This window comes from Georgenia sp. 311 (genome assembly GCF_006151955.1).
Lineage (GTDB): Bacteria > Actinomycetota > Actinomycetes > Actinomycetales > Actinomycetaceae > Oceanitalea > Oceanitalea wutianyii.
On record NZ_VDFS01000014.1, the window covers coordinates 1 to 26,331 of the forward strand.

A 26,331-nucleotide genomic window follows, 5' to 3' on the forward strand; every position below is an offset into this window, starting at 1 on the left:
GTTCTGGACCTCAGAGGTCCAGAACTCCACACCTCAGGGCGACGCCGCACCGGGTGCGCCCGATCTGCCGGTCGGGGAGGGGGCGGCTGGGTGTGCACGGTCCAGCGCTCGGCGGGACGGTGCCGGGGGGAGGGGCGGCGGGTGAGGGCTGAGGGTTCGCGTGGGCGGGCCGGGCGGGGTCAGCCGACGACGACGGTGCCGGACTCGATGCGGACGGGCACCGAGGGGAGGGGCTCGTCGGCGGGGCCCTGGAGGACGGCGCCGTCGACGGGCGCGAAGCGCGAGCCGTGGCAGGGGCACACGAGGTCCTCGGTCTCCCGGCGCACCGCGCACCCCTGGTGGGTGCACGCCGCGCTGAGCGCGACGACCTCGTCCTCGCTCACCCGGGTGAGGACGAGCTCGGCTCCCTCGGCGGTCCGCACGGAGCGCGACTCACCGACGGGGATCTCCGAGACGGGCAGCAGCCGTTCGCCCGGCTGGGGCGGCGGGGCCTGCGCCTCCTCCGCGCAGGACGCCAGCGCGACGGCCGCGGCGCCGGCTCCGGCCAGGGCGAGCACCTGACGCCGGGAGGGGACAGGACGGTCGGGCATGGGAGCAATCTACCGACCGGCGGGTAACCTGACGCCTGTGAGCAATGAGATCGAGATCGGCCGCGGCAAGCGAGGGCGGCGGGCCTACTCCTTCGACGACGTCGCCGTCGTGCCCTCGCGGCGCACGCGCGACCCCCAGGACGTCTCCGTCGGCTGGCAGATCGACGCGTACTACGTCGACACCCCCGTGCTGGCCGCGCCGATGGACTCCGTGATGAGCCCGGCGACGGCGATCCGGCTCGGCGAGCTGGGCGGCATCGGCGTCCTCGACCTCGAGGGCCTGTGGACCCGCTACGAGGACCCGGAGCCGCTGCTCCAGGAGATCGCCGAGCTCGACGGACGCGACGTCACCGCCCGGATGCAGGAGATCTACTCCCGCCCGATCGTCCCCGAGCTCATCACCCAGCGCCTCCAGGAGATCCGCGCCGGCGGCGTCACCGTGGCCGGCAAGCTCTCCCCGCAGCGCACCCAGGAGCACTGGCGCACCGTCGTCGAGGCCGGGGTCGACCTCTTCGTCATCCGCGGGACCACCGTCTCGGCCGAGCACGTCTCCTCGACCGCCGAGCCGCTCAACCTCAAGCGCTTCATCTACGAGCTCGACGTGCCCGTCGTCGTCGGCGGGGCAGGCACCTACACCGCCGCCCTCCACCTCATGCGCACCGGTGCGGCCGGCGTGCTCGTCGGCTTCGGCGGCGGCGCCGCCCACACCACCCGCACCTCCCTCGGCATCCACACCCCGATGGCCACCGCCGTCGCCGACGTCGCCGCCGCGCGCCGCGACTACCTCGACGAGTCGGGCGGGCGCTACGTCCACGTCATCGCCGACGGCGGTGTCGGACGCTCCGGCGACCTCGTCAAGGCCATCGCGTGCGGCGCCGACGCCGTCATGCTCGGCTCCTCTCTCGCCCGCGCCGAGGAGGCGCCCGGGCGGGGCTGGCACTGGGGCTCCGAGGCCCACCACCCCCAGCTCCCGCGCGGCGAGCGCGTGCGGGTCGGGACGGTCGGCTCCCTCGAGCAGATCCTCCACGGCCCCAGCGACCAGCCGGACGGCACCGTCAACCTCGTCGGCGCGCTGCGCCGCGCGATGGCCACGACCGGGTACTCCGACCTCAAGGAGTTCCAGCGCGTCGAGGTCGTCGTGTCCCCGTACACCCCCAACAACAACCGGTAGGAGATTCACCCCATGGCAGAGCGCACGGTCACCATCGGCTCGAAGGTGGGCCTGCACGCCCGTCCGGCGTCCCTGTTCGTCAAGGCCGCCGGCGAGGCCGGCATCCCGGTGAAGGTCGCCAAGGAGGGCGGGACCCCGGTCGACGCCACGAGCATCCTCGGCATCATGACCCTCGGGGCCAAGTACCAGGACTCCGTCACGCTCACCGCCGAGGGCGAGCGCGCCGAGGAGGTCCTCGACTCCCTCGCCGACCTGCTGAGCACGGACCTCGACGAGAAGTAAGTCTCCCCACCACCCCCGACCTTGGAGCTTGCAGTGACGCTTGACCATGCCGACTTCCGCATCGAGCACGACACGATGGGGGAGGTGCGGGTCCCGCGTGGAGCGCTGTACAGCGCCCAGACGCAGCGGGCGGTGGAGAACTTCGCGATCTCCGGCACCCGGCTCTCGCGTCACCACATCGCGGCCCTCGCGCAGATCAAGCGGGCAGCGGCGCTGGCGAACGCCGAGCTCGGGGTGCTGGACGACGACGTCGCCCGGGCCATCGCCGCGGCGGCCGAGCAGGTCATCGCCGGGGACCACGACGAGCACTTCCCGGTCGACGTCTTCCAGACCGGCTCGGGCACGTCGTCGAACATGAACACCAACGAGGTCGTGGCGAACATCGCCGCCACGCTCCTCGGGCGCAGCGTGCACCCCAACGACCACGTCAACGCCTCCCAGTCCTCCAACGACGTCTTCCCGTCCTCGATCCACATCGCGGCGACCGAGTCCGTCGTCAAGGAGCTCGTCCCGGCGCTGCACACGCTCGCGACGTCCCTGGAGGCCAAGGCGGCCGAGTTCGCCGACGTCGTCAAGTCGGGACGCACCCACCTCATGGACGCCACCCCGGTCACCCTGGGCCAGGAGTTCGGCGGCTACGCGGCCCAGATCCGCCTCGGCATCGACCGCGTCGAGGCGGCCCTCCCGCGCCTGGCCCAGCTCGCGCTCGGCGGCACCGCCGTCGGCACCGGCATCAACACCCCGCTCGGCTTCGCGCCGCGGGTCATCTCCCTCATCGCCGAGCACACCGGCCTGCCGGTCACCGAGGCGAAGAACCACTTCGAGGCGCAGAGCGCCCAGGACAGCGCCGTCGAGATGTCCGGGGCGCTGCGCACCGTGGCCGTCTCGCTCGTCAAGATCTGCAACGACCTGCGCTGGATGGGCTCGGGCCCCAACACCGGGCTCGGCGAGATCGCCATCCCCGACCTGCAGCCCGGCTCCTCGATCATGCCCGGCAAGGTCAACCCGGTCATCCCCGAGGCGACGCTCATGGTGTGCGCCCAGGTCATCGGCAACGACGCGACGATCGCCTTCGCGGGCGCGTCCGGCTCCTTCGAGCTCAACGTCATGCTGCCCGTCATCGCCCGCAACCTCCTCGAGTCCATCACCCTGCTCGCCAACGCGAGCCAGGCGCTGGCCACCCGGACCGTCGACGGCATCACCGCCAACGTCGAGCGGGCCCGCGCCCTCGCGGAGTCCTCGCCCTCGATCGTCACGCCGCTCAACCGCGTCATCGGCTACGAGGCGGCCGCCGCGATCGCCAAGCACGCCGTGAAGAACGGCACGACCATCCGCGAGGCCGTCGAGGAGCTCGGCTACGTCGAGCGCGGAGAGGTCACCCCCGAGCAGCTCGACTCGGCGCTCGACGTCATGTCGATGACGCGCCCCGCAGGCTGATGAGCGGCACGCGGACGGAGGAGGACCTCCTCGGCAGGCGGGAGATCCCCGACGACGTCTACTGGGGCATCCACACGCTGCGGGCGGTGGAGAACTTCGCGCTCTCCGGCACCACGGTGCGCGACCTGCCCGACCTCGTGCGCGGCATGGTCATGGTGAAGAAGGCCTCGGCGATGACCAACCGGGACCTGCGCACCCTCCCGGCGGACGTCGCCGCGGCGATCGTCGGGGCCTGCGACGAGATGCTCGCGACCGGGCGGTGCCTGGACCAGTTCCCCGTCGACGTCTACCAGGGCGGCGCGGGCACCTCGGTGAACATGAACGTCAACGAGGTGATCGCCAACCTCGCCCTCGAGCGGCTCGGGCTGCCCAAGGGCCGCTACGACGTCGTCCACCCCAACGACCACGTCAACAAGAGCCAGTCGACCAACGACGCCTACCCCACCGGCCTGCGCATCGCGATCCACCAGGCCGTCGAGCGGCTCAAGGTCCGCCTCGAGGCGCTCGCGGTCACCCTCACCCGCAAGGGGCACGAGTTCTCCCACGTGCTGAAGATGGGGCGCACCCAGCTCCAGGACGCCGTGCCGATGACGCTGGGGCAGGAGTTCGCGGCCTTCGCCGCCCTCATCCGCGAGGAGCTGCTCAACCTCTCCCGCCAGCAGGCGCTGCTCCTGGAGGTCAACCTCGGGGCGACGGCGATCGGCACCGGGCTCAACACCCCGCCCGGGTACACCGTGCGGGCGGTGGCCCACCTCGCCGAGGTGAGCGGCCTGCCGGTGGTGCGCTCGGAGAACCTCATCGAGGCGACGTCGGACGCCGGCGCGTACGTGTCGATGCACGCCGCGCTCAAGCGGGTGGCGGTCAAGCTCGGCAAGATCTGCAACGACCTGCGCCTGCTGTCCTCCGGGCCGCGCGCGGGCCTCGGGGAGATCAACCTGCCCGAGATGCAGGCCGGCTCCTCGATCATGCCGGCGAAGGTCAACCCGGTGATCCCCGAGGTCGTCAACCAGGTGTGCTTCGCCGTCATCGGCAACGACACGACGGTGACGATGGCCGCCGACGCCGGCCAGCTCCAGCTCAACGTCATGGAGCCGGTCATCGCGAAGTCGGTGTTCGAGTCCGTCTCGCTGCTCACCCGCGCCTGCGACACCCTCGACCGGCGCTGCGTCGCCGGGATCACCGCCAACGAGGAGGTGTGCCGCGCCAACGTCATGAACTCGATCGGCCTCGTCACCTTCCTCAACCCGATCATCGGGCACCACAACGGTGACCGGGTCGGGCGGGAGGCCGCGCGCACCGGCCGCAGCGTCCGCGACGTCGTCCTGGAGTGGGGGCTGCTGAGCGAGGAGGAGCTCGACGACGTCCTGTCCCCGGAGAACCTCATGCGCCCGCGCTTCCGCGGCACGTACTACGGGGAGGACCCCGTCGTCTTCGCGCCCACGGCCGACGGCGCCGGCGACGACGAGGCCACGGAGGACGGGGAGCTCGAGGAGGAGACGAGCACGCGGACCTGAGCGTGGACGTCCCCTCTCGGGGGACGTCCGCGCTCGCGGGTGAGGGGAGAGGTCACCCCGGCCCTCCTCGGAGGGTCGGGTGGCGATCCCCCTCCGAGCCGTGCCCGGCGTCAGGACCGCGGAAATAGGATCGGGCGCAGGCTGCGCGGCCTCCACCCGGCAGCGGCCTTTCGCTGCGGGAGGGAGTGCGATGACGTTCCTCGACTACCTCGCGCTGCTCCAGCGTCGCTGGCGGGCGTGTGTGTCGATGATCGCCGTCGGGCTCCTCGTCGGGCTGGGGCTCGGCCTGCTCGCCGAGGAGCAGTACGTGGCCATCGCGCGGTCCTTCGTCACCGTCGCCGACGAGGACGCCGCCGGGGCCGGGGAGAGCTTCCAGGGGGCGCAGTTCGTCACCCAGCGGATGGTCTCCTACGCCGCCCTCAGCACGAGCCCGACGGTCGTCGACGGCGTGCTCGAGGCGCTGGACCTCGACCTCACCCCGAGCGAGCTCAACGACATGGTCGACGTGAGCAGCCCGACGGGCACCGTCATGCTCGAGGTCGCGGTGCGCAACCGGGACCCGGAGCTGGCGGCCGCCGTCGCCGACGAGGTGTCCGAGCAGCTCGGGCTGCTCATCGAGGAGGTCGAGACGCCCCGCGGGCTGGCGGCCTCCTCGGTGGAGGTCGTGCTCACGCACCCCGCGGCCGTGCCGACCGAGCCGTCCTCCCCCCGCGTGCGCCTGGGCATCCTGCTGGGCGGCGTCGTCGGGGCCGCGGCGGGCGTCCTGCTCGCCCTTGTGCGCGAGCACGCCGACCGCCGCCTGCGCACCGCGGCCGACGTGCGTGCCGTCACCGGCACCCGGCCGCTCGGTTCGACCTCCGACGGCGACCCGGCCGGGGAGCCGCTCGTCGCGCTCGACCAGCGGTCGGCGGGCGCCGAGCAGTACCGCGCGGTGCGCGATGCCCTCGCGGTGACCCGCGCGGCGCCGTTGCGCGACCTCGCGGTCACCTCCCCGACCGAGGGGGAGGACAGGGCGGTGGAGACGGCGAACCTCGCGATCACCGGGGCGCTGGGCGGGGCGCGGGTCTGCCTCGTCGACGCCGGGCTGCGGCAGGGAGCGCTGTCCCGGGTGCTCGGGGTCGAGGACGACCCCGGCCTCGGCGACGTGCTCGTCGGGGACACCGAGCTCGCCTCGGTCCTGCACCCCTGGCGCGACGGGCTGCTCCACGTCCTGCCCGCCGGGCTCGCCCCGCCCGACCCGGCCGCCCTCCTCGCCTCGGAGGCCATGACGCTGCTCGTCACCGAGCTGCGCGCCCGCTTCGATCTCGTCGTCTACGACGTGGGCGCCACGGACGTCGCGGACGCAGTCGTCGTCGCGCGGGCCCTGGACGGCGTGCTCGTCGTCGTGCGCGCCGGCAGGACGACCCGCGAGGAGCTCACCGACAGCCTCGAGACGCTGCGCGGGGGGAGAGCCGAGGTGCTCGGCACCGTGCGGTCCGGGGTCCGGCGGCGGCGCGAGCGGCGCGCCGGGCGTGGCGGCGACCAGCGCCGCACGCACCGGGCCCTCGAGCCCACCGCGATGAGCCCGAGCGTGTGAGGGCCGGGCGGTGAGGCGGGTGCGGGGAAAGGTGCGGTCCACGCTCGCGCGCCTGCCCCACCGGGCGCTGGGTGCGCTCGCCGGCCAGGTCACCCTGGCGCTGGGCAGCCTCGTCCTGTCGGTCGTCGCGGCCCGCTCGCTCGGTGCCGACGGCTTCGGCACGTACGCTCTGCTCTTCGGTGCGGTCGTCATGGCCACGGCGCTGAGCACGGGACTCGTCGGCGACTCCCTCACCGTCCTGGACCGGACCGAGCCGGCCGTCCGCGCCGCCCTCACCCGGGCCGCGCTCGTGCTCGTCCTCGTGCTGGCCGCGGCCGGCTTCCTCGCCACGTTCCACGGGCTCGGGGTGCGCACCGCCCTCGTGTTCACCCTCGCACTCACCGCGTTCGTCGTCGCGGACCTGGGCCGGCGCCTGCTCATGGCGACGCTGCGCTTCTGGAGCCTCGTGCTGGTCGACGCCGCCGGGCTGCTCGCCGTGCTCGCCGTCCTCGGCGCGTCCCGACTCACCGGCCCGCTCACCCTCGACCACGTCCTCGGCGCGCTCGCGGCGGGGCAGGTCGTGGCCGCGTCGCTCGCGCTGGTCCGTCTGCCCGCGGCGGAGCGGCGACCGCGGCTGCAGGGCCCGGCCGACTGGCGCGCCGTGGTCGGGTACGGCTCGTGGCGGGCGGTCCAGCAGTTCGTCCGGCCGACGACGCTCAACCTCGCCCGGTCCGTCGTGCTCGTCGCCGCCGGGACCGCGGCCGTCGGGGAGCTCGAGGCCGCCCGCGTCGTGGTCGCCCCCGCCATGCTGCTCGTCCAGGGCCTGGGCTCCTACCTGTTCTCCACCTACGCGGCGGACCGCCACCTCGGCCCTGCCGCCCTCCTCGCCCGTGCCGACCGGGCCGCCGGCGTCATGCTCGGCGGCGCCGTCGTCGTCGGGGCAGCGGCGGCGCTCCTCCTGCCCTGGCTCGGCCCGCTCGTCACGGCCGACAGGTTCCCGGTGAGCCTCCTCGCCACCCTCGGGTGGGCGGTCTACGCCGCGTCGTGCGCGGCCGTCCTCCCCTACGGCAGCCTGGCTGCCGTCCAGGGCCGACAGCAGTGGGTGCTGCTCATCCGGGCGGCCGACGCCGCCGTCGGTCTCGCGCTCGTCGTGCTCGTGCTGCGCGCCGCGGACGCCGGGCCGGACTGGACCCCGTGGCTGCTGTCTGTCGGCTCCTTCGTCGGCGGGGTGCTGTGCCGCCGGCTCCTCCTGCGCCCGGGCCGCCCGGCCCAGGCGCGGCCGGTCCGGGTGACGTCATGACCCTCGAGCTCGCCCGCCCTGCCGCCGCGCCCACCCTCAGGGCCGTGACGCTGCGCCCGTTCTCCCTCGTCCTCACCTTCCTCCTGCTCCTCGTCTCGGCGGTGGCCTGGCGGCGCGGCGCCTTCTACGAGGGCGGGCTCGACGTCGTCGTCGTCACCAAGGCGGTGCTCACCGTCGTCGCCGTCGGCATCGCGCTGCTCACCCCCCGCCCGCCCGGGGCCTGGGGGCGGGTGCGCGCCGCGCCGGTCATCTGGCTCGCCACCTACCTGGCGATCTCGGTCGCCGGGGGGATCCTCAACGCCGACGGCCTGCCCGCCGCCGTCCTCGCCGCCCGGCTCGCGCTGCTCGCCCTCGCCCTCGTGCTCGTCACCGTCACCCACCCGTGGCAGGACGTGCTCAGCGCGCTGAGCAGCGCGATGGTGATCCTCGCCGGCGTCGGGGCGGTGACGGGGGTGGGGTCGCTGGCCGAGACGGGACGGCTGTACGGCGGGATCCCGCCGCTCAACGCCAACGTCATCTGCCTGCTCCTCAGCGTGCCCGTGCTCCTGCTGTTCTGGAAGGCGCTCACCGGGGTCGCCTCCGCCCGGGAGGTCGCCGCGTTCGTCCCCCTGCTCGCGGTCATCTGGCTCACCGGCTCCCGTACCGGTCTGTCGGTCCTGCTCGTCGTCCTCGTCCTGCTCTTCGTGCTCACCCCCCGGGTGCGCCCGCCGATGGTCGCCGGGGTCGTCGTCGCCGCCACCAGCCTGCTGCTCGTCGCCGTGCTCACGCCCTACGTCGCCGCCTTCGCCGGACGCGGCACGCTCGCCGACATCACGACGCTCAACTCCCGCACCGTCGCGTGGAGCGCGGCGGCGGACTACGCCGACACCCTGTCCCAGCAGCTCTTCGGCAGCGGGCTCGCCCTCAAGCAGATCCCGGTGACGGCGCTGTACCGCAACGAGCAGATCCTCGACAGCTCGTGGGTCTCGGCGCTGCTCCAGGTGGGCTACGTCGGCAGCGCCGTCCTCGCCCTCCTCGTGCTCGCCGCGCTGTGGCACGCCGTGCACCTGCCCTCCCCGCAGCGGCTGCTGGTGGCCGCGCTCATCGTCCTCGTCACGCTGCTCGGCGTCCTGGAGAGCGGGCTGTTCGACACCGCCCCCGCCTTCATCGTGCTCTTCACCGCGACGGTGATCGCCTACCGGCTCCCCGAGCCGGCGGACGGCAGGGGGTAGGCGGTGCGGGTCGCGGTCAGGCTCGACCGGCGGGCGCTGCGCCGCTGGCACCTCGAGGTCGTCTCCGCCCTCGCGGGCCGCCCGGACCTCGAGGTCGGGGTGCGGTGGAGCACCGGGTCCCGCCCGCCGGCACCCGAGGTGGACCGGCTCTTCGCCCTCGAGCGGATCCTGCACGGCCTCCCCGCCGGTCGCTCGGCCCGCCTGGAGGAGGCGCACCTGGCGCCCTACCTCGCGCGGGACGGGGAGCCGGACGTCGTGCTCGACCTCGTCGGGGACGACGGCACCGCCGGGCCCACCTGGCACCTCACCTTCGACGGCGGTGCGGGCGAGGCGCCGCTCCTCGCCGCCCTGCTCGCCGGTCGCGTCCCGGCCGTGCGCGTCGTCGACCTCACCGCCGGGCGCACCCTCGCGGCGGGCCGGCCGGGCAGCGAGACCCCGGGCGTCACCGTCGCGGCGTTCGAGGACGTGCTCGCCGGGTGCACGCACCTGCTCCGGCAGGCGCTCGACGGCGGTGCGCCGGTCGACGTCGCCGACGGCGAGCCGTCCCGGCTCGCGCGGGGGGAGGTGCTGCGCCACGCGGGCCGGTCGGTCGCGCGGGCCGCGGTCCACCGGGCCTACCGGCTGCTGTACCGGGCCCCGCACTGGAGGGTCGGGTGGCGCTGGGTCGACGGGCCGGACGTCATCGACCTCGGCCGGCTTCCCGGTGGGTGGAGCGAGCTCCCCGACGACGGCCGGCACTTCTACGCCGACCCGTTCCCCGTCGTCGTCGACGGTGTGACGCACCTGTTCGTCGAGGACTACGACCACGCGCTCGGGCGCGGGGTGATCTCCGTCGTCGACGTCGGCCCGTCCGGTCCGGTGGGCGCGCCGCGACCGGTGCTCGAGCACCGGGCCCACCTGTCCTACCCGTTCGTGCTCGAGGACGCCGGGCAGGTGTGGATGGTCCCCGAGACGTCCGGCGCCCGGACGGTCGAGCTGTACCGGGCCGCGCGCTTCCCCGACCGCTGGGTGCTGGAGGAGGTGCTGCTCGAGGGGCAGGAGGTGAGTGACGCGACGCCGTTCCGGCACGGCGGGAGATGGTGGCTCAGCGCCACGGTCCGCGACGGCGGCTCCTTCTCCGACAGCCTCCACCTGTGGTCGGCGGACCGTCTCCAGGGCCCGTGGGTGGCGCACGAGCGCAACCCGGTGCTCGTCGACATCGCCGCGGCGCGGCCGGCCGGCCGGGTGGTCCGCCGGGGCGGGCGTCTCGTGCGCCCGGTCCAGGACGGGCGCGCGGGCTACGGCGCGGCCCTCGCCCTCGCGGAGGTCACCCGCCTCGACGGCGCCGCCTTCACCCAGCGGGTCGTGGCCCGGCTCGCCCCGGGGCCGCAGTGGCCCGGGACGCGCCTGCACACGCTCAACCGGGCCGGCCGGCTGGAGGTCATCGACGGCTCGGCGTACTCCCCGCGGTCGCGCTACCTGGCCTGGCCGGGGCGGCGCTGACCGGCACCGGGTCGCCCGCGACCTGCGCGACGAGGAAGGCGACGAGGGCGCGGTAGCGGTCCACCCCGAAGCGTGAGGTGGCGCGCTGCCGGCCCGCGTCCGCGAGGCGCTCGGCCAGCGCGGGGTCGGCGTCCAGGGCCGCGACCGCCTCGGCCAGGGCCGGCGCCGAGCCGGGCTCGACGAGCACGCCGGAGACGCCGTGCTCGAGGACCTCGGCCAGCCCCTGGACGTCCGAGGCCACGACGGGGCGCCCGGCGAGCATGCCCTCCACCGCGACGTTGCCGAAGGACTCCCCGAAGGAGGGGACCAGGACGATGTCGGCGGCCTCGAGCAGCGGGCGGGTGGGGGTCACGTACCCGTGGAAGGTGACCGCGTCGGTGAGGCCGAGGTCGCCGACCTGGTCACGCAGCGCCCGCTCGTACCACTCGTAGCCGGGGAAGGTGCTCCCGCAGACGTCGAGGGTGACGTCCAGCCCCTGGTCGTGCAGGAGGGCGACGGCCTGGACCGCGACATGGATCCCCTTGCGCGGGGAGAGCCGGCTGACGACGACGAGGCGGAGCTCCTCACCGGCTCCCCGCACCCGCGGCGGCGCCGGCGGGCCGGGGTCCGGCACCCCGTTGTGGACGACGACGACCCGTCGGGCCAGGCGCCCCAGGGTGGAGGTGAGCACCTCCCGGGTCGAGGCGCTGTTGGCGAGGACGACGTCGCTGAGCAGGAGCGGGGCGGTGAGTGCGAGCCGGGCCGGGCGGGCGAGGCGCTCGGCCTCGTGGCTGTGGCACAGCACGGGCAGGCCGGCGGCGCGCGCGGCCACCACCCACAGCGGGATCGTCAGCGTGTTGACGTACACGGCGCGGGCCCCGGAGGCGCGCAGCAGCCGCCGCAGACGCCAGACGGTCGCCGGCGCCCGGAGGACCAGCCCGGCCAGGGGGCGCGGGCGCAGCAGCGCACGGCGGAGCACGGGGAAGTCGCTCACCTGCACCTCGGCGCCCCGCTCCTCGAGCAGCGGCCGCAGCGGGCCGTCGGCGGGCAGCACGACGGTCGGCAGCCAGCCGTGCTCGACCAGCCCCCGGACGCTCTCGGCGAGCTGGAGGTCCGAGCCGTAGACGTCGGGGGAGGGGTGGGCGAGGACGACCCGCCGGCCCCCGCCCGGGTCAGCCCACATGGCCGGCCACGGTGACGGCGGTGCGCGCGGGGGCGGCCGCACCGGCGGGACGCGGGGCCCGGCGTCCCGAGGGCCGCTGCGCTGGTGGCGCGGCGGCCAGGCGCCGGCACAGGTCCTCGTAGCCGTCGGCGACGTCGTCCCACCGGTAGTCCCGGGCCCGCTCACGCAGCCGCTCGCCGCGGGCGCGCCGGCCGGGCTCGTCACGCTCGGCGTCCTCCAGCGCGGCGCGGACGCCGGCACCGTCGGCGAAGTAGACGCCTGCGGTGCCGAGCACGTCGTGGGTGAACACGACGTCGAAGGCGATCGTCGGAGCACCGGCCCCGATAGCCCGCAGGAGGGAGGGGTTGGTGCCGCCGACGGAGTGGCCGTGGAGGTAGGTGCAGCACCCGGCGTAGAGCTGGTCGAGCAGCTCGGCGTCCCACACGCCGCCGAGGAAGCGGACCCGGTCGTCGCCCAGACCGTGGAGGTGGGCGGTGTAGGCGTCGGAGTACGGCGCCGACCCGACGACGACGAGCGGCAGGCGTGCGGCGCTGTCCCGGTAGCCCTCGAGGACGAGGTGGATGTTGTTCTCCGGCTCGAAGCGTGCCACGAGCAGGTGGTAGCCGTGCGGGCGCAGCCCGAGCTCGGCCAGCCGGTCGAGCGCGGGGTCGATGATCGGCGCGCCGTAGGCGATGAGGGTGGTGGGCGCGGAGAACTCGGCGAGGTAGTAGTCGGCGATGCCCTGCGCGTCGGCGATGACGGCGTCGGACCAGCGCACCGCGAGCGCCTCCGCCGCGCGGTAGTAGCGCCGCCCGACCGGGCCCCACTTGCTGCGCAGCCACTCCAGGCCGTCGACGTGCGTCGCCACCGGGATGCGCCGGGCCCGCAGGACGGGCAGGAGGGGGGCGTTGGCGGCGTTGAACACGAGCGCGACGTCGGCGCCCCGTGTGGCGAGGTGGGCGACCGAGGCCGCGGTGTGGCTCAGGGTCTCCAGTGACCGGCGCGGGACGGCGGGCAGGTGGACGAGCTCCATGCCGAGGTGCTCGGCCGGACGGCTGGTCGCCTCGTCGGCGGAGGAACGGCAGTAGACGACGACGCGGTGCCCGCGCGCCGCGAGTCGGGAGCCCACCTCCTCGACGCACGTCTCGAAGCCGCCGTAGTGCGCGGGCACCCCGCGGGTGCCGACCATGGCGATGGCAAGGGAGGGCTGACGGGTCATGCGAGGTCCTTTTCTCGTGCGCGCCGCCCGACGTGTGGTGATCAGCGATGTGGAGGCGGGGACGTCCAGGCACCGAGGTGCTGGGCGCCCTCGTCCTGGCCCACGAGCTCGGCGATCTCGCGTGGCAGCGGCTGTGCCACCGACGCGACGAGCTGCTCGAGGACCGGGAGGGGGTGGAGGTCGGGGGACAGTGCGGCCGTGCCCGTGAGCTCGGTGCCGGTCCCCTCCTGGTTCACCGTGCGGCGGAAGTCCGCCACACTGCGGAACACGTACGGGTCCCGGTCACGCCGGGACCACACGACGACCCACTTGGGCGAGCCCGCGTCGGGTCGTACGTAGACGTTGCCGAGGGCCGTGACGTCCATCTCGGCGGCCGTCCACCGGCCGCTGTGGTCCTCGACGCAGAGCAGGCAGGTCCGCTGCTCGTCGCCGTCCAGCGGGACCGTGCCGGTGCGGACGAGGACGTTGTTGCGGATCGCGACGTCCTGCGTCTTCCAGGTGAGGGGCAGCTCGGGGTCCCGGTAGCTGCCGCGCGGGTCGAGGTCGCGGTCGTCCTGGACGACGTTGATCGACCGGGCGTTGTCGACGAAGGTGTTGTTCCAGACCTCGACGTCCTCGGCGTCGTTGAGCTTGAGCCCGTTGCCGCCGTTGCGGGCGATGACGTTCCCGACGACGACGACCTTCCCGGTGAGCTCGACCGACGCCCCGTGCCCCGTGTTGCCGGTCATCCGCGAGCCGACGAGGCGCAGGTCGTGGACGGACTCGTCGAACCACACGCCGTTGGCGAGGTTGTCGGAGAACGTGCTGTCGCGGACGAGGACCCCGGACGAGCGGCCGATCTTCGCGCCCCCGGCCGCCGGGGAGCGGTTGAACTCCTCGACGTTGTTCCCCCGGGCGGTGACGCGGACGAGCTCGAGGCCGTCGGCCTCGGTGGCGGAGAGCCCCATCATCCCGTTGCCGACGAGCTCGACGTCCTCGAGCCGCACGCCGGTGCTCAGCACGTGGAGGCCGGTGGTGGCGTTGTCGGCGAGCGTGACGCCGTCGAGGAGGACGTGGTGCGCCTCGATCGTGACCGCGCCCATGTGCGGCACGGACGGGGCGTACCGGCGGATGCCGATGTCCCGCAGCACCATCTGGGCGCTGCGCACGCGCAGGGCCCGGGCCAGCGTGCTCGCGGCGACGGTCCGGCCGGTCGGGTCGGTGCCCAGGACCAGCTCGTCGCGGTCGTGGTCGACGTAGAAGGTCCCCTCGCGCACCTCGGCGCGTGAGCCGACCTGCTCCTGGCGCACGTCGTCCACCCACACCTGGTCGGGGTGGGCGGCCATCGGGTGCTCGGGGTCGATGAAGCTCCACCCCGGCTGGTCGTGGTCCGGGGCGCCCCAGCTGTACGTCGGGCTCGGGTCGAACTCGGTGATCCACCCGGGGGAGACCCAGTGCCCGTCCTCGGGCTGCCACCCCTCCACGACGACCGAGCCGTCGAGCCAGACCTCCGCGCCGGGCGCCGCCACGAGGTGCAGCCCCTGCCGGTTCTCGACCTTGAGCTCCTCGTGGTAGCTGCCGCCGTGGACGACGATCGTGTCCCCGGCACCCGACGTCCGCACCGCCGCCGTGATCGTGCGCAGCGGTTCGGCCGGCGAGCCGGTGGCCTCGTCGTCGCCGTCCACCGAGACGTGGATCGTGTCGGGCTCGTGGACGGGCGTGAGCTTGGGCAGCCCGTCGGCCCCGTCCCACGGGGGCAGGTCCAGCGCCCAGGACAGGCAGAGGAGGACGAGGACGGCGGCGCACACCACGGCCGTGACCCTGGCCCGCGTCGCCCCACGCGTCCCCGTGCGCTCGTCCCACCTCGTCTCGACCATCCCTACGACTCCTGGCGGGAGAGCCGGCGGAACCACGTGGGCAGGGCGAGCGCGGTGTAGCCGGCCGTCCCGAGGAACATCGCCCCGTAGAGGAGGAGGAAGGCCGGGGGCCAGGCGAGGGTGAGGAGGACCAGGCACAGCACGCCGTAGTCGGTCGGCAGCGAGAGCACCGAGCGCGCGAGCGAGGCGGGACCGGCGGTCGGCGCCGGGTCGCCCGGGCGCCGGCGGCTCTGGGTGAGGACGAACGCGAAGAACAGGAGCGTGTCGACCGGGGCGTAGAGGAGCGGGAGGAGCAGCCACTCCTGCGGGACGTCGGCGAAGCGGAACAGCGAGACGAGGACCGCGAGGTGGATCGTCGTCGTCTTGAGGCAGTCGCACACGTGGTCGAGCCAGTCGCCCGCCACCGAGCCCGCCCCCAGCAGGCGCGCGAGCTGCCCGTCGGCGGAGTCGAGCGCGTAGCCGACGACGAGAAGGAGTGCGACGCCCGCCGCCATCGCCGGGGAGGGGGGCGCGAGGGCGATGAGCGCCACCCCCGTGAAGGTGAACGCCGCGCTCACCGCCGTCACCTGGTTGGGGCTGAGCCCGGCCTGGTGGGCGAGTGCGGCGAGGAGGCGGCCCGCCGGACGGTTGACGAACCGCGAGTAGAGCGGCGCCCCCTTGGCGGACTTCTGCGCGCTGCGCAGGGCGCGGACCGACTCGGTGAACGACGACGCTGTGGCCTCGACCATGAGGGCTTCCTGTCTGCGCTGGGCCCGGGCTCGTCACACTAGGTACGGCGGATACGGATCCCCGCCCGAACCTGCGGACCGTGCGGACGTCTTGCGGGTTCGGTGCGGACCCGCGGCGACCCGGTCGTTCCCCCGCGCGCCCAGGGGCGGCGCCAGTACGCTGTGCCGATGGCCGACGACGTCCGCGGCGAGGGCTCCTCCACGGTCCTCGGGCGCGAGCCGGAGCTGTCCCGGATCCGGGAGATGGTGGGGCGCCTGGCCCGCGGCCGGGGCGGCGTCGTGCTCCTCACCGGCCCGCCGGGCGTCGGTCTCACCACCCTCCTCACCGAGACGCTGGTCCGCGTCGGCGAGGCCGTCGAGGACGTCCGTTCCGTCCACGTCCCGAGCGGGCTGCTCGAGGGGGAGGCCGCCGCCGCCGTCACTGCCTCCGTCGTCGCCGGGGAGGCCTTCCGGGACCTCGGTGACGTCGTCGTGGAGGCCCTGGGGGAGCTCGACGGCGCCGTCTCCCCGGACGACCCGCGTCTCGTCCAGGTGGCCGTGACGGCGCTGCGGAGGCTGAGCAGCAGTCGCCCGCTGCTCGTCACCGTCGACAACCTGCCGGTGCCCGACGAGGCGGTCTTCCCGGCCCTCGCCTCGCTCGCCGCCGGCCTCGCGGGAGCGCCGGTGCTCGTCGTCCTCACCAGCCACGACCTGCCCCGCAGCTCCTTCGAGGACTCCCCGGTCGGGCCGCTGTGGGTGCGCCGGGTGGCGCCGCTCGGCGCGGCGGACGCCGTCGCGCTCGTGCGCCAGACCGTGGGCCGGCGCGTCCCCCACCCCGTGGCCGCGACGATCGCGCGGCGCTGCGGCGGCAACCCGGGCGACGTCGTCTCCGTGTGCGCCGCGCTCGAGCCGGACCAGCTCTCCGCCCTCGAGCCGCTGCCGGACGTCCTGCCCGGCACCGCCACCACCGCCGCCACCTACCGGCGGTGGTGGGACGGGCTGGGGGAGCAGGAGCGGCTGCTCGTGCTCGGGGCGGCGGCTGCGGTCCGGCCGGAGCGCGCGACCCTCGAGGAGTGCTCCGGGGCCGTGCTCACCGACGTGCTCGGGCCGGGTGGCGAGCCCGTCCTGGACGAGGAGCGCGGGCTCGTGCGGTCCGCCGACGCACGCCTGCTCTCGGCGGTGCGCGCCCTCACGCCGGCGCGCGAGCTGCGCGCTGCCCTCGGCTCCCTCGCCTCCTGCTACCCCGAGGCCTCCCTCGACCGGTCCTGGCTCGCCCTGCGCGCCGGGGAGGCGGTGACCCCCGCCGTCCTCGACACGCTCGTGCGCGGCGCACGCGAGTACCTCGACAGCGGCCGCACCGAGGTGGTCGAGATGCTCGTCGGCGACGCCGTGCACCACCCCGGGCCGCCGGTACCTCCGCTGGAGCTCCTCGTGCTCGGCGGCGTCGCGGCCGTGTACTGCGGCCACCCCGCCCGGGCGGTGACGCTCCTGACCACCGCCCTGGCGGAGGCGCCAGACGGCCTGGGACGCCTCTTCCCCCTCCTCCTCGTCGCGACGACCTACCGGGAGAACGGGCTGCCCCACCGGCTGGTCGCCTCGTGCCTGCGCCGGCTGGACCGGCCCGAGGAGGCAGCCGCCGTCGCGGCGCTCGCCGCGCGGCTGTGCGTGGAGTACGGCCAGCGTGAGGAGGCGCGCCGCTATCTCGCCGAGGCCGAGCGTCTGCTCCCCGACGACGGCGGGGAGCCGGACCCCGACCTCGCGCTCGCCAGGGCGATGGTCGACCGGTCGGCGCCCCGCTCCGCCGACCCGCTCGGCGCGCTCGGGGCGACCCGCCCCGGGGCCGACCTCGCGGGCTGGCTGGGCGAGGTGCAGGAGGTCGAGCAGCTCGTCGTCACCGGGCGGTGGGCCGAGGCCCGCGGCGCCGTCGCCGACCTGCTCGCGCGGGTCCGGCGGTTCCCGGCACCGCTCGTGCGGGCACAGCTCGCGCTCGCCGCGCTCGGGCTCCACCTGGCCATGGGCGAGTACCGGCGCGCCGAGGAGATCGCCGCCGGCGCGGTCGAGGACCTCCTGCCGCTGCACGTGCCGCGGGGCGGCTCCGGGCTCGCGCTGCTCGCCCAGGTCGCGCTGCTGCGCGGGCGTGCCGGCGAGGCGGAGGACTGGCTGGCCGACCTCGTCGAGCTCACGCAGGTGCGCGGGGCCGGCCCGGCCGTGACGGCCGCGCTCCACGAGGCGCTCGGGCTGCGAGCCCTGCTCGAGGACGACGTCGACACCGCCGCCGAGCACTACCGCCGGGCGCTGCGCGAGGGACCCGTCCAGTCCGCCACCGTGCTCGACGCCGTGCGGCTGCGGTGGCGCACGGGAGCCGGCGAGGAGGAGGCGGAGGCCCTCCTCGAGGCGCGCGGTGCGGACGGCGACCCGGCACTGCGTGCGGCGCTCACGCTGCTGCGCGTCCCGGCGGGGGAGGTGCTCCGCGCGCTCACCTCCCTCACCGACACCGCTGCCGGCCGGCCGGCCCACGAGGCCCAGCTCCTCGAGCTCGCGGCGGACCTCGTCCAGGACAGGACCGTCCGTCTCGAGCTCCTGCGGCGGTCGCGCGACCTGTACGCGCGGGCGGGGGCGGTCGCCCGGGCCACCGCCGTCGACCGGGAGGCCGAGCGCGTCGAGCGGACCGCGGCGCCCGCCGACCTCGGCCGCCTGACCCAGGACGAGCGCACGATCGCCCGGCTGGTCCACGGAGGGGCGACGAACAAGGAGGTCGCGGCCGCGCTCTACGTCTCGGTGCGGACGGTGGAGCTGCGGCTCACGAGCATCTACCGCAAGCTCGGTATCGGCACGCGCCGCGAGCTGCGCGGGCTCCCCGGTCTCGCCGCGCCGGACGCCCCGGCCGCTAGGGGGCCGACGGCAGCGCGCTGGTGAGGAACGCCCGCAGCATCGTCGAGGACGTCGAGGGGGTGTAGGGCAGGTAGACGACCCGCGCGCCCACCTGCCTCAGCTCGGACTCCAGCCGGTCGCCCTTGGCGGTGCCCAGCCAGTCGGTGCCCTTGAAGAGCACGTCGAAGGGGTGCGCGTGCCACGCGACCCTCTTGTCGGCCGCCACGTCGGGCACCACGGCGTCGACGAAACGCAGGCTGGAGAGGATCTCCATCCGCTCCGCGTGCGGCACGACGGGCGGACGCCCCTTCATCGCGGTGAGGGCCTCGTCGGTCGCCACCCCCACGACGAGGTGCCCGCACCGCGCCCTCGCGGCGCGCAGGATGTTGAGGTGCCCGATGTGGAACATGTCGAAACCACCCGGCACGTACCCCACCGCGTTGAGCTGAGGATCGTCCACGTCCGTGCTCCCGACCGTCGAGGGTGACTTCGGCCCATCCTCGCCGTGGTCGGGGCGTCCTCGGGGGCCCGGTGGGGAGCCTTGCGGGCGCTTGGCGGGATATGCGGGGCGCCCCCGCGCCCGGCCGCCTCCATACTCGGTGCTACCGGGCGACCTGAACGAGAGCGGGAGCATCGTGGATCCGGACACCTCGACGTCGCAGGGCCGCCGCCTCCTCCCGCTCCTGCTCGCCGTGGCCGTTCTCGCCGTCCTCGTCTGGGCGCTGGTCGCGGGCGGGCCGGGTGGGCCGCAGGAGCCGTCGGCGGCGACGACGTCGGCCGGTCCGGCGGACGCGGCGGCGCCTCGGGGTACGACGGCCACGCCGGGCCCCGCGGACCCGACGGCGGCCCCGGAACCCGGCGCACCCCCCAGCCCCGGTGAGGGCCGGACGGTGCCCGTCGAGGCCGTCCCCGTCCTGCCCGCCGTCGGGCTGGACGCCACCGGTGACTTCGGTACCGGTCTCACCGTGCGGCTCACCGCGATCGAGGCGGTGGACGGCGTCGCCCGCGCCCCCGGCGAGGTGGCCGGCCCGGCGCTCGCCGTCACCCTTCGCGCGGCCAACGACTCCACCGGCTCGATCCCCCTCGACGACGTCGTCGTCCTCCTCTCCTACGGTCAGGACCGCACCCCCGCCACGGACCTCGGGCAGGGCAGCACCCCGCTGAGCGGCAGCCTGAGTGCCGGCGCCTCCGCCACCGGCACCTACGTGTTCGCCGTCCCCGAGGACGTGCGCGACGACCTCCGGGTCGAGATCGCCGCGGACGCGGCACCCACGGTGGCCTTCGCGGGCTCCCTCGACTGACCTCCACCCCGCACGGGCCCGGTACGCGGGCGACGTGCCCCTTCGCACAGATGGGACCCTCCGTCGTGAACCCCTCCCTCCCTCCCTCGCACGCCTGGCTGCGCCGGTGCCTGTCCCTCGTCCTCACGCTCGCCCTGGTCGGCCTCGCCCCGGCGTCCTGGGCCGACAGCAGGCCCGCCGACCCGGCCGACCCCGCCACGCCCGTGACCGTCACCGCCGACGCGCTGCCCACGCCCCAGATCAACGGGGTCGTGTGGGCGATGGCGATGGCCGGCACCACCGTCTACGTCGGCGGGAGCTTCTCCGCCGCGCGTCCCGCGGGCTCACCGGCCGGCCAGAACACCGTCCCGCGCGCGAACATCATGGCCTTCGACGTCACCACGGGGCAGATGACCTCCTTCGCCCCGACCCTCAACCAGCAGGTCCGTACGCTCGCGGTGTCCCCCGACGGCCGACGCCTGTACGTCGGCGGCGAGTTCACCACCGTCAACGGCCAGGCCCGTCAGCGCATCGCCGCCTTCGACACCGCCACGGGGGCGCTCGTCCCCGGCTTCGCGCCGCCCGTGAACTACCACGTGCGCGCGATCGTCGCGACGAACACCACGGTCTACGCCGGCGGCAACTTCACCGCGGTGGGCAGCGCCGCGCGCGGCCGCCTCGCGGCGTTCCGGGCCTCCGACGGTGCGCTGCTCGACTGGGCGCCGCAGGCCACCGGCGGCACGGTCGACGCGATGACCATCGACCCCGCCGGCGCCAGGGTCGCCGTCGGCGGCGGGTTCACCGCGCTCAACGGCTCGAACAACCCGGGCTACGGCCTCGGGATGCTCGACACCGTCACCGGCGCGTCACTCCCGTTCGCCGCCAACAGCCTGGTGCGCAACGGCACGAGCGACGGCGCGATCGACACCCTCGCCACCGACGGCACGACGATCTACGGCGGCGGCTGGACCTTCGGCAAGGAGGGCGGCACGTGGGAGGGCCTCTTCGCGGCGAGCTGGGACGGCGGTGCGGTGCGCTGGCTCAACGACTGCCACGGGGACACCTACGGCGTCTACCCGGTCGGCGACGTCGTCTACGCCGCCAGCCACACCCACTACTGCGAGAACATCGGCGGCATGCGGCAGGGGCCCGGCGGCGTCGGCGACTACCCCTACCACCGGGCCGTGGCCTTCGGGAAGGAGCCGACCGGCACCGCGTCGTGGGAGCCGGACCAGCGCCGCTACTACAGCTTCGAGGGCCAGCCGACCTCCACCCAGCTCGGCTGGTTCCCCGAGCTCAACACCGGCAGCTACACCGGGCAGTACCAGGGTCCGTGGAGCGTCGTCGGCAACGGTGACTACGTCGTCATGGGCGGGGAGTTCACCCGGGTCAACGGGACCAGCCAGCAGGGGCTCACCAGGTTCACCACCGCGGACAAGGCGCCCAACGCCGTCGGGCCCAGCCTCTTCAACGCGACCTACCCGCTCAACGTCTCCTCCACGGAGGCCGGGCAGGTGCGGGTCAACTGGCGCACGAACCAGGACCTGGACAACGAGAACCTCACCTACCGGGTCTACCGCGACACCCAGAACGGCGCCGGACTCGTCCACACCCGCACGGTGACCTCGCGCTACTGGAACCCGTTCACCATGGGGTTCACCGACACCGGGGTGGCCCCCGGGTCTTCCCACCGCTACCGGGTCGCCGTCACCGACCCCTTCGGCAACATCGCCAACTCGCCGTGGACGACCGTCACGGTCGCCGCGAGCGGGGCGGACAGCGCCTACGTCGAGGCGGTCTACGCCGACGAGCCGACGAGCTACTGGCGCCTGGGTGAGGCGTCCGGCCCGGCACTCGCCGACACCGTCGGCCTCCACCCGCTCACGGCGGCGGCCGGGCTGAGCCCCACCACCGGCGCGATCGCCGGGGACGGCAACGGGGCGATGCGGTTCACCGGCACGAACACCGGGTGGGCGGCGACGACGGCACAGGGCAACCCGCCGGACGTCTTCACCGTCGAGACCTGGTTCCGCACGACGTCCAGCGCAGGCGGGCGGCTCGTGGGGTGGAGCAACCGCGCGACGCAGGGCAGCTCGAGCAAGCACGACCGGCAGCTGTACATGGACGGCTCCGGCCGCATCCACTTCGGGGTCAAGCCGGCGGCGAGCAGGCTCGTCGTCTCCAGCGCCGCCGGCTACAACGACGGCGCCTGGCACCACGCCGTCGCCACCCTCTCCGAGGACGGCATGGCGCTCTACCTCGACGGCGCCGCGGTCGGCGGGCGCGCCGACGTCACGGTCGGGGAGCACCTCGCCCTGGGCTACTGGCGCATCGGTGGTGACACCGTCAACGGGTGGCCCTCGGCGCCGTCGAGCGGCTACTTCGCCGGCGACCTCGACGAGGTGGCGATCTACAAGACCGCGCTCTCGGCGCGGGACGTCGCCGAGCACCACGCGGCGGGCACCGCGACCGAGGCGCCCAACCTCGCCCCCGTCGCCGCGTTCACGTCGAGCACCGACGGTCTCGCGCTGGGGGTCGACGGGCGTGGGTCGAGCGACGAGGACGGTGAGGTGGTGTCCCACGAGTGGACCTTCGGTGACGGCGCGAGCGCGTCGGGCGCCGAGACGTCCCACACGTACGCGCAGGCCGGGACCTACGACGTCACGCTCACGGTGAGGGACGACGACGGCGCCACGACCAGCCTCACCCGGCAGGTCACCGTGAGCGCAGTGCCCGCGCCCCTCGCGCTGGACGTCTTCGGGCGCACGTTGAGCAACGGCTGGGGCAGCGCCGACGCCGGCGGGCCGTGGACGGCGGTGGGGACGGCCTCCAACTTCTCCGTCGCCGGCGGCGCCGGGCGGATCGCGCTGCGCACCCCGGGCGCCGGCCCCGGGATGCGCCTGGCGGGGATCTCCTCGACCGATGTGGAGGTGCGGGTCCGTGCCGGTGCCGACAAGCCGGCCACCGGCGGGGGCACCTACCTCACCGTGACCCCGCGCTACCTGCCCGACGGCAACCGCTACTTCGTCGACACGCGGGTGCTGGCGACGGGCCAGGTCGTCCTCACGGCCGGCCGACGGGTGAGCGACGTCGAGACGGCGCTGCAGTCCCGCACGGTGAGCGGCCTCACCGCGGTCCCGGGCCAGCCGCTGGAGGTGCGGGCCCAGGCGGTGGGCACGGCGCCGACCACCCTGCGGGCCAAGGTGTGGGCCGCGGGCACCGCCGAGCCGGGGGCGTGGACGGTCGCGGTCACCGACACCACGGCCGCGCTCCAGGCACCGGGCGGGATCGCCCTGCGCGGCTACCTGTCGACCTCCGCGACGAACGCCCCGGTGACGGTGTCCTTCGACGACCTGTGGGTCGGTGCCCCGCAGTGAACGCGCACGCGCCCGCCCGGGGAGCTCCGGGCGGGCGCGTGGGTCGTCAGGTCAGAGGAGCGAGACGGCCTGGCGGGCGATCTCCTGCTCCTCCTTGGTGGGCACGACGAGCACGGTGACGCGGGAGGAGTCGGTCGAGATGACGCGCGGCTCCTTGATGCGCCCGGCGTTGCGCTCGGCGTCGAGCTCGATGCCGAGGAACTCCAGGCCCCGCATCGACTCGGCGCGCACGATGTCGTCGTTCTCGCCGATGCCGGCGGTGAAGGTCACGACGTCGAGGCCGCCGAGGACCGCGGCGTAGGCACCCACGTACTTGCGCAGCCGGTGGGAGTAGACGTCGAGGGCGAGCCGGGCGGCCGGGTCACCGGCGGCGACGAGCTCGTGGAGCTCGCGCATGTCGTTCTGCCCGGCGAGCCCCTTGACGCCGGAGCGGCGGTTGAACAGGTCGTCGATCTCGTCGATGGTGAAGCCGCCGTTGCGGGCGAGGTGGAAGATCACCGCCGGGTCGATGTCGCCGGTGCGGGTGCCCATGACCAGACCCTCGAGCGGCGTCATGCCCATCGAGGTGTCCAGCGCCCGGCCACCGGAGACGGCCGAGGCCGAGGCCCCGTTCCCGAGGTGGAGGACCACCTGGCGCAGCTCCTCCAGCGGGCGGCCGACGATCGTCGCGGCGGTGCGCGAGACGTACTGGTGGGACGTGCCGTGGGCGCCGTAGCGACGCACCCGGTACTTCTCGGCGACCTCCCGGTCCAGCGCGTAGGTCGCCGCGGCCTCGGGCAGGTCGGAGAAGAACGCGGTGTCGAAGACGGCGACGTGCGGGACGTCGGGCAGCAGCTCGCGCGCCACCTCGATGCCGCGCAGGTTCGCCCGGTTGTGGAGCGGGGCGAGCGGGATGAGCTCCTCGATGTCCGCGAGCACGTTCTCGTCGACCAGCGCCGGGCCGGAGTACCGGGACCCGCCCTGGACGACCCGGTGGCCCACGGCGACGATCCCGGCGTCGGCGAGACCCGGGCCGACCTCGGTGAAGAGGTCGAGCACCCGGCGCAGGCCCACGCCGTGGTCCGCGAACGGCTCGGAGAGCGTCGTGTCGACACCCTCGAAGGTGTGGCGCAGCCGGCCCGTGTGCTCCCCGATGCGCTCGACGAGACCGGAGGCGACGACGATGCCCTGCTCCGGCTCGATCAGCTGGTACTTGATCGAGGACGACCCCGAGTTGATGACTAGGACGGTGCTGCTCACTGCTGCTCCTCGTTGGCCTGCGCCTGGATGGCGGTGATGGCGACGGTGTTGACGATGTCCTGGACCAGGGCGCCGCGCGAGAGGTCGTTGACCGGCTTGTTCAGCCCCTGGAGGACCGGCCCGATCGCCACGGCACCGGCCGAGCGCTGGACCGCCTTGTAGGTGTTGTTCCCGGTGTTGAGGTCCGGGAAGATGAAGACGGTCGCCTTGCCCGCGACCTGCGACCCCGGCAGCTTGGTCTGGGCCACCGACGCGTCGACGGCGGCGTCGTACTGGATCGGCCCCTCGACGGACAGGTCGGGCCGGCGCTCGCGGACGATCTCCGTCGCCGCACGCACCTTGTCGACGTCCGCGCCGCTGCCGGAGGTACCGGTGGAGTAGGACAGCATGGCGATGCGCGGCTCGATGCCGAACTGGGCCGACGTCTCGGCCGAGGAGATCGCGATGTCGGCGAGCTGCTCGGCGTTCGGGTCGGGGTTGACGGCGCAGTCGCCGTAGACGAGCACGCGGTCGGCCAGCGCCATGAGGAACACCGAGGACACGATCGAGGTGCCCGGGCGGGTCTTGATGATCTCGAAGGACGGCTTGATCGTGTGCGCCGTCGTGTGGAGCGCGCCGGAGACCATGCCGTCCGCGCGTCCGGTGTGGACCATCATCGTGCCGAAGTAGGACACGCTCGGCATGATCTCCAGCGCCCGCTCGAGCGTCATGCCGCGGTGGGCGCGCAGCCGGGTGTACTCCTCGGCGAACGGCTGGAGCAGGTCGCTCGTGCGCGGGTCGACGACCGTCGCGGCGTCGATGTCCAGGCCGAGGTCGCTGGCCCGGTCACGCACGGCGCTCTCGACGCCGAGCAGCGTGAGCTCGGCGACCCCGCGGGAGAGCAGGGTGCTCGCCGCGCGCAGGATCCGGTCGTCGTTGCCCTCGGGCAGGACGATGTGCTTGCGGGCGGCGCGCGCCCGGTCGAGCAGCCGCGCCTCGAACATGAGCGGGGTGACGACGTCGCTGCGCGGGACGTCGAGGATCTTGACGACGTCCTCGACGTCGACGCTGCGCTCGAAGGCACCGAGGGCGAGGTCGCGCTTGCGCTGGCTGCCGCGGGAGATGACGCCGCGGGTGGTCGAGGCGATCCGCGCGGACTCGTAGGTGTTGTGCTGCGTCGTGATGATCGGCAGCGACCGGCCCAGGCCCTCGACGAGCGTGCGGACCGCGCCGTTCGGCTCGAAGCCGCCGTTGAGCACGATGCCCGCGAGGGAGGGGAAGTTCTGCGAGGAGTGCGCGGCGGCGAGTGCGATGAGGACCTCGGAGCGGTCGCCCGCCGCGATCGCGACCTGGCCCTCTGTGAGCCGTTCGAGGATGTGCTCGACGTTCATGCCGCACACGAGGATCGACTCGGCCTCGCGGGCGAGCAGCGCGTCGTCGCCCGCGATGACGGTGCCCTCGAGCGCGGTGACGAGGTCGGAGATCGTGGGGGCCGCGAGGACGGGGATCTCCGGGAAGACCCAGACCGGCACGTCCGGGCGCGCGACGGCCGCGCGCACCTCCTCCAGCCGGTCCGGCTCGCAGCGGTTGATGGCGACGGCGGCGACCGTCGCGTGGTCCGAGCGCAGCTCGCTCGTCGCGATGTCGACGACCTGCGCGATCTCCTCGGTCGAGCGGTCCATCGCCCGCACGGCGAGGAGGACGGGCGCGCCGAGGTTGGCTGCCACCCGGCCGTTGAACGCGAGCTCCGCGGGGCCCGCGACGTCGGTGTAGTCCGACCCGACGATGACGACGACGTCGCTGCGCTCCTCCACGGCGTGGAAGCGCTGGACGATCCGGCTCATCGCGGCCTTCTCGTCCGCGTGGACCTCGTCGTAGGTGACCCCGACCGCGTCCTCGTAGGAGAGGTCGACGCCGTCGTGGGAGAGCAGGAGCTCCAGGACGTTGTCCCGCTCGTCGCCGGCCGGGACGACCGGCCGGAAGATCCCCACGCGCTCCACCCGTCGGACGAACAGGTCGACGAGGCCGAGCGCGATCGTCGACTTCCCGGTCTGCCCCTCGGGCGAGGCGATGTAGATGCTACGGGCCACGGCGTCTCCTCTTTCTCTCCGGCGGCGGGC

18 protein-coding genes and 1 pseudogene are annotated in these 26,331 nt (G+C 74.5%); 11 read left to right on the forward strand and 8 right to left on the reverse strand.

The window, feature by feature from the left end; all coding sequences use genetic code 11:
* Nucleotides 1-179: 179 nt before the first annotated feature.
* Complete coding sequence (locus tag FHE66_RS01430; RefSeq protein WP_139071212.1) at nucleotides 180-590, reverse strand: ubiquinol-cytochrome c reductase iron-sulfur subunit; 411 nt, start codon at nucleotides 588-590, stop codon at nucleotides 180-182.
* Between the two features lie 37 nt (nucleotides 591-627).
* On the opposite strand from FHE66_RS01430, the gene FHE66_RS01435 reads away from it, so the two are divergent.
* From FHE66_RS01435 to FHE66_RS01470, 8 genes and pseudogenes are all read left to right on the forward strand, one after another.
* Nucleotides 628-1,761, forward strand: coding sequence for a GuaB3 family IMP dehydrogenase-related protein (locus FHE66_RS01435; protein ID WP_139071213.1), 1,134 nt, complete (start codon nucleotides 628-630; stop codon nucleotides 1,759-1,761).
* 12 nt (nucleotides 1,762-1,773) lie between these two features.
* Nucleotides 1,774-2,043, forward strand: a complete 270-nt coding sequence (locus tag FHE66_RS01440) for an HPr family phosphocarrier protein (RefSeq protein ID WP_139071214.1) — start codon at nucleotides 1,774-1,776, stop codon at nucleotides 2,041-2,043.
* A 33-nt stretch (nucleotides 2,044-2,076) separates the two neighbouring features.
* A complete protein-coding gene (locus FHE66_RS01445; protein ID WP_255303565.1) occupies nucleotides 2,077-3,480 on the forward strand; it encodes an aspartate ammonia-lyase in 1,404 nt (467 codons plus the stop codon).
* Nucleotides 3,477-4,880, forward strand: a pseudogene (gene aspA / locus FHE66_RS01450) (aspartate ammonia-lyase); the annotation flags it as partial. The gene FHE66_RS01445 and the pseudogene aspA, both read left to right, overlap by 4 nt.
* A gap of 304 nt (nucleotides 4,881-5,184) precedes the next feature.
* Nucleotides 5,185-6,570 (forward strand): polysaccharide biosynthesis tyrosine autokinase, encoded by a 1,386-nt coding sequence (locus tag FHE66_RS01455; RefSeq protein WP_139071215.1) that lies wholly within the window; start codon nucleotides 5,185-5,187, stop codon nucleotides 6,568-6,570.
* Nucleotides 6,571-6,589: 19 nt separating this feature from the next.
* Nucleotides 6,590-7,849 (forward strand): hypothetical protein, encoded by a 1,260-nt coding sequence (locus tag FHE66_RS01460; protein ID WP_139071216.1) that lies wholly within the window; start codon nucleotides 6,590-6,592, stop codon nucleotides 7,847-7,849.
* The gene (locus FHE66_RS01465; RefSeq protein ID WP_139071217.1) at nucleotides 7,846-9,060 is read left to right on the forward strand and encodes a hypothetical protein; all 1,215 of its coding nucleotides are present in this window, start codon (nucleotides 7,846-7,848) and stop codon (nucleotides 9,058-9,060) included. Before FHE66_RS01460 ends, FHE66_RS01465 begins: the two co-directional genes overlap by 4 nt.
* Nucleotides 9,061-9,063: 3 nt before the next feature.
* Nucleotides 9,064-10,542 carry a formyl transferase gene (locus FHE66_RS01470; protein ID WP_139071218.1) on the forward strand — a complete coding sequence of 493 codons (1,479 nt, stop codon included), beginning with the start codon at nucleotides 9,064-9,066 and terminating at the stop codon, nucleotides 10,540-10,542.
* On the opposite strand, the gene FHE66_RS01475 is transcribed toward FHE66_RS01470, so the two are convergent.
* Genes FHE66_RS01475 through FHE66_RS01490 form a run of 4 tightly spaced genes read right to left on the reverse strand, consistent with a single transcriptional unit; the run spans nucleotide 10,481 to nucleotide 15,486 of the window.
* Entirely contained in the window at nucleotides 10,481-11,704 is a 1,224-nt protein-coding gene (locus tag FHE66_RS01475) for a glycosyltransferase family 4 protein (protein ID WP_139071219.1), read from the reverse strand. The two genes, FHE66_RS01470 and FHE66_RS01475, sit on opposite strands and share 62 nt — an antisense overlap.
* Nucleotides 11,694-12,902, reverse strand: a complete 1,209-nt coding sequence (locus tag FHE66_RS01480; RefSeq protein WP_139071220.1) for a DUF1972 domain-containing protein — start codon at nucleotides 12,900-12,902, stop codon at nucleotides 11,694-11,696. The genes FHE66_RS01475 and FHE66_RS01480 overlap by 11 nt, the downstream gene beginning before the upstream one ends.
* A 41-nt stretch (nucleotides 12,903-12,943) precedes the next feature.
* Complete coding sequence (locus FHE66_RS01485; RefSeq protein ID WP_139071221.1) at nucleotides 12,944-14,758, reverse strand: right-handed parallel beta-helix repeat-containing protein; 1,815 nt, start codon at nucleotides 14,756-14,758, stop codon at nucleotides 12,944-12,946.
* A gap of 2 nt (nucleotides 14,759-14,760) precedes the next feature.
* Nucleotides 14,761-15,486 carry a CDP-alcohol phosphatidyltransferase family protein gene (locus FHE66_RS01490; protein ID WP_139071222.1) on the reverse strand — a complete coding sequence of 242 codons (726 nt, stop codon included), beginning with the start codon at nucleotides 15,484-15,486 and terminating at the stop codon, nucleotides 14,761-14,763.
* A 168-nt stretch (nucleotides 15,487-15,654) separates the two neighbouring features.
* Here FHE66_RS01490 and FHE66_RS01495 point away from each other — a divergent pair, with 168 nt between their 5' ends.
* Entirely contained in the window at nucleotides 15,655-18,381 is a 2,727-nt protein-coding gene (locus FHE66_RS01495; RefSeq protein ID WP_139071223.1) for a LuxR family transcriptional regulator, read from the forward strand.
* On the opposite strand, the gene FHE66_RS01500 is transcribed toward FHE66_RS01495, so the two are convergent.
* Complete coding sequence (locus FHE66_RS01500; RefSeq protein ID WP_255303566.1) at nucleotides 18,353-18,796, reverse strand: adenylyltransferase/cytidyltransferase family protein; 444 nt, start codon at nucleotides 18,794-18,796, stop codon at nucleotides 18,353-18,355. The genes FHE66_RS01495 and FHE66_RS01500 overlap by 29 nt on opposite strands.
* Nucleotides 18,797-18,971: 175 nt before the next feature.
* On the opposite strand from FHE66_RS01500, the gene FHE66_RS01505 reads away from it, so the two are divergent.
* Entirely contained in the window at nucleotides 18,972-19,637 is a 666-nt protein-coding gene (locus FHE66_RS01505; RefSeq protein ID WP_139071225.1) for a hypothetical protein, read from the forward strand.
* 65 nt (nucleotides 19,638-19,702) lie between these two features.
* Nucleotides 19,703-22,993, forward strand: coding sequence for a PKD domain-containing protein (locus tag FHE66_RS01510; protein ID WP_255303567.1), 3,291 nt, complete (start codon nucleotides 19,703-19,705; stop codon nucleotides 22,991-22,993).
* A 51-nt stretch (nucleotides 22,994-23,044) separates the two neighbouring features.
* On the opposite strand, the gene FHE66_RS01515 is transcribed toward FHE66_RS01510, so the two are convergent.
* The gene (locus FHE66_RS01515) at nucleotides 23,045-24,232 is read right to left on the reverse strand and encodes an acetate/propionate family kinase (protein WP_139071227.1); all 1,188 of its coding nucleotides are present in this window, start codon (nucleotides 24,230-24,232) and stop codon (nucleotides 23,045-23,047) included.
* A complete protein-coding gene (pta, locus tag FHE66_RS01520; RefSeq protein WP_139071228.1) occupies nucleotides 24,229-26,301 on the reverse strand; it encodes a phosphate acetyltransferase in 2,073 nt (690 codons plus the stop codon). Before pta ends, FHE66_RS01515 begins: the two co-directional genes overlap by 4 nt.
* Between the last annotated feature and the right edge of the window lie 30 nt (nucleotides 26,302-26,331).

Bases quoted from the DNA above. Each gene is read 5' to 3' on its own strand.
- FHE66_RS01490 (WP_139071222.1), bottom strand. From the start codon at position 15,486: ATGGTCGAGGCCACAGCGTCGTCGTTCACCGAGTCGGTCCGCGCCCTG.
- FHE66_RS01485 (WP_139071221.1), bottom strand. From the start codon at position 14,758: ATGGTCGAGACGAGGTGGGACGAGCGCACGGGGACGCGTGGGGCGACG.
- FHE66_RS01465 (WP_139071217.1), top strand. From the start codon at position 7,846: ATGACCCTCGAGCTCGCCCGCCCTGCCGCCGCGCCCACCCTCAGGGCC.
- FHE66_RS01440 (WP_139071214.1), top strand. From the start codon at position 1,774: ATGGCAGAGCGCACGGTCACCATCGGCTCGAAGGTGGGCCTGCACGCC.
- FHE66_RS01480 (WP_139071220.1), bottom strand. From the start codon at position 12,902: ATGACCCGTCAGCCCTCCCTTGCCATCGCCATGGTCGGCACCCGCGGG.
- FHE66_RS01430 (WP_139071212.1), bottom strand. From the start codon at position 590: ATGCCCGACCGTCCTGTCCCCTCCCGGCGTCAGGTGCTCGCCCTGGCC.
- FHE66_RS01475 (WP_139071219.1), bottom strand. From the start codon at position 11,704: ATGTGGGCTGACCCGGGCGGGGGCCGGCGGGTCGTCCTCGCCCACCCC.
- FHE66_RS01495 (WP_139071223.1), top strand. From the start codon at position 15,655: ATGGCCGACGACGTCCGCGGCGAGGGCTCCTCCACGGTCCTCGGGCGC.
- FHE66_RS01455 (WP_139071215.1), top strand. From the start codon at position 5,185: ATGACGTTCCTCGACTACCTCGCGCTGCTCCAGCGTCGCTGGCGGGCG.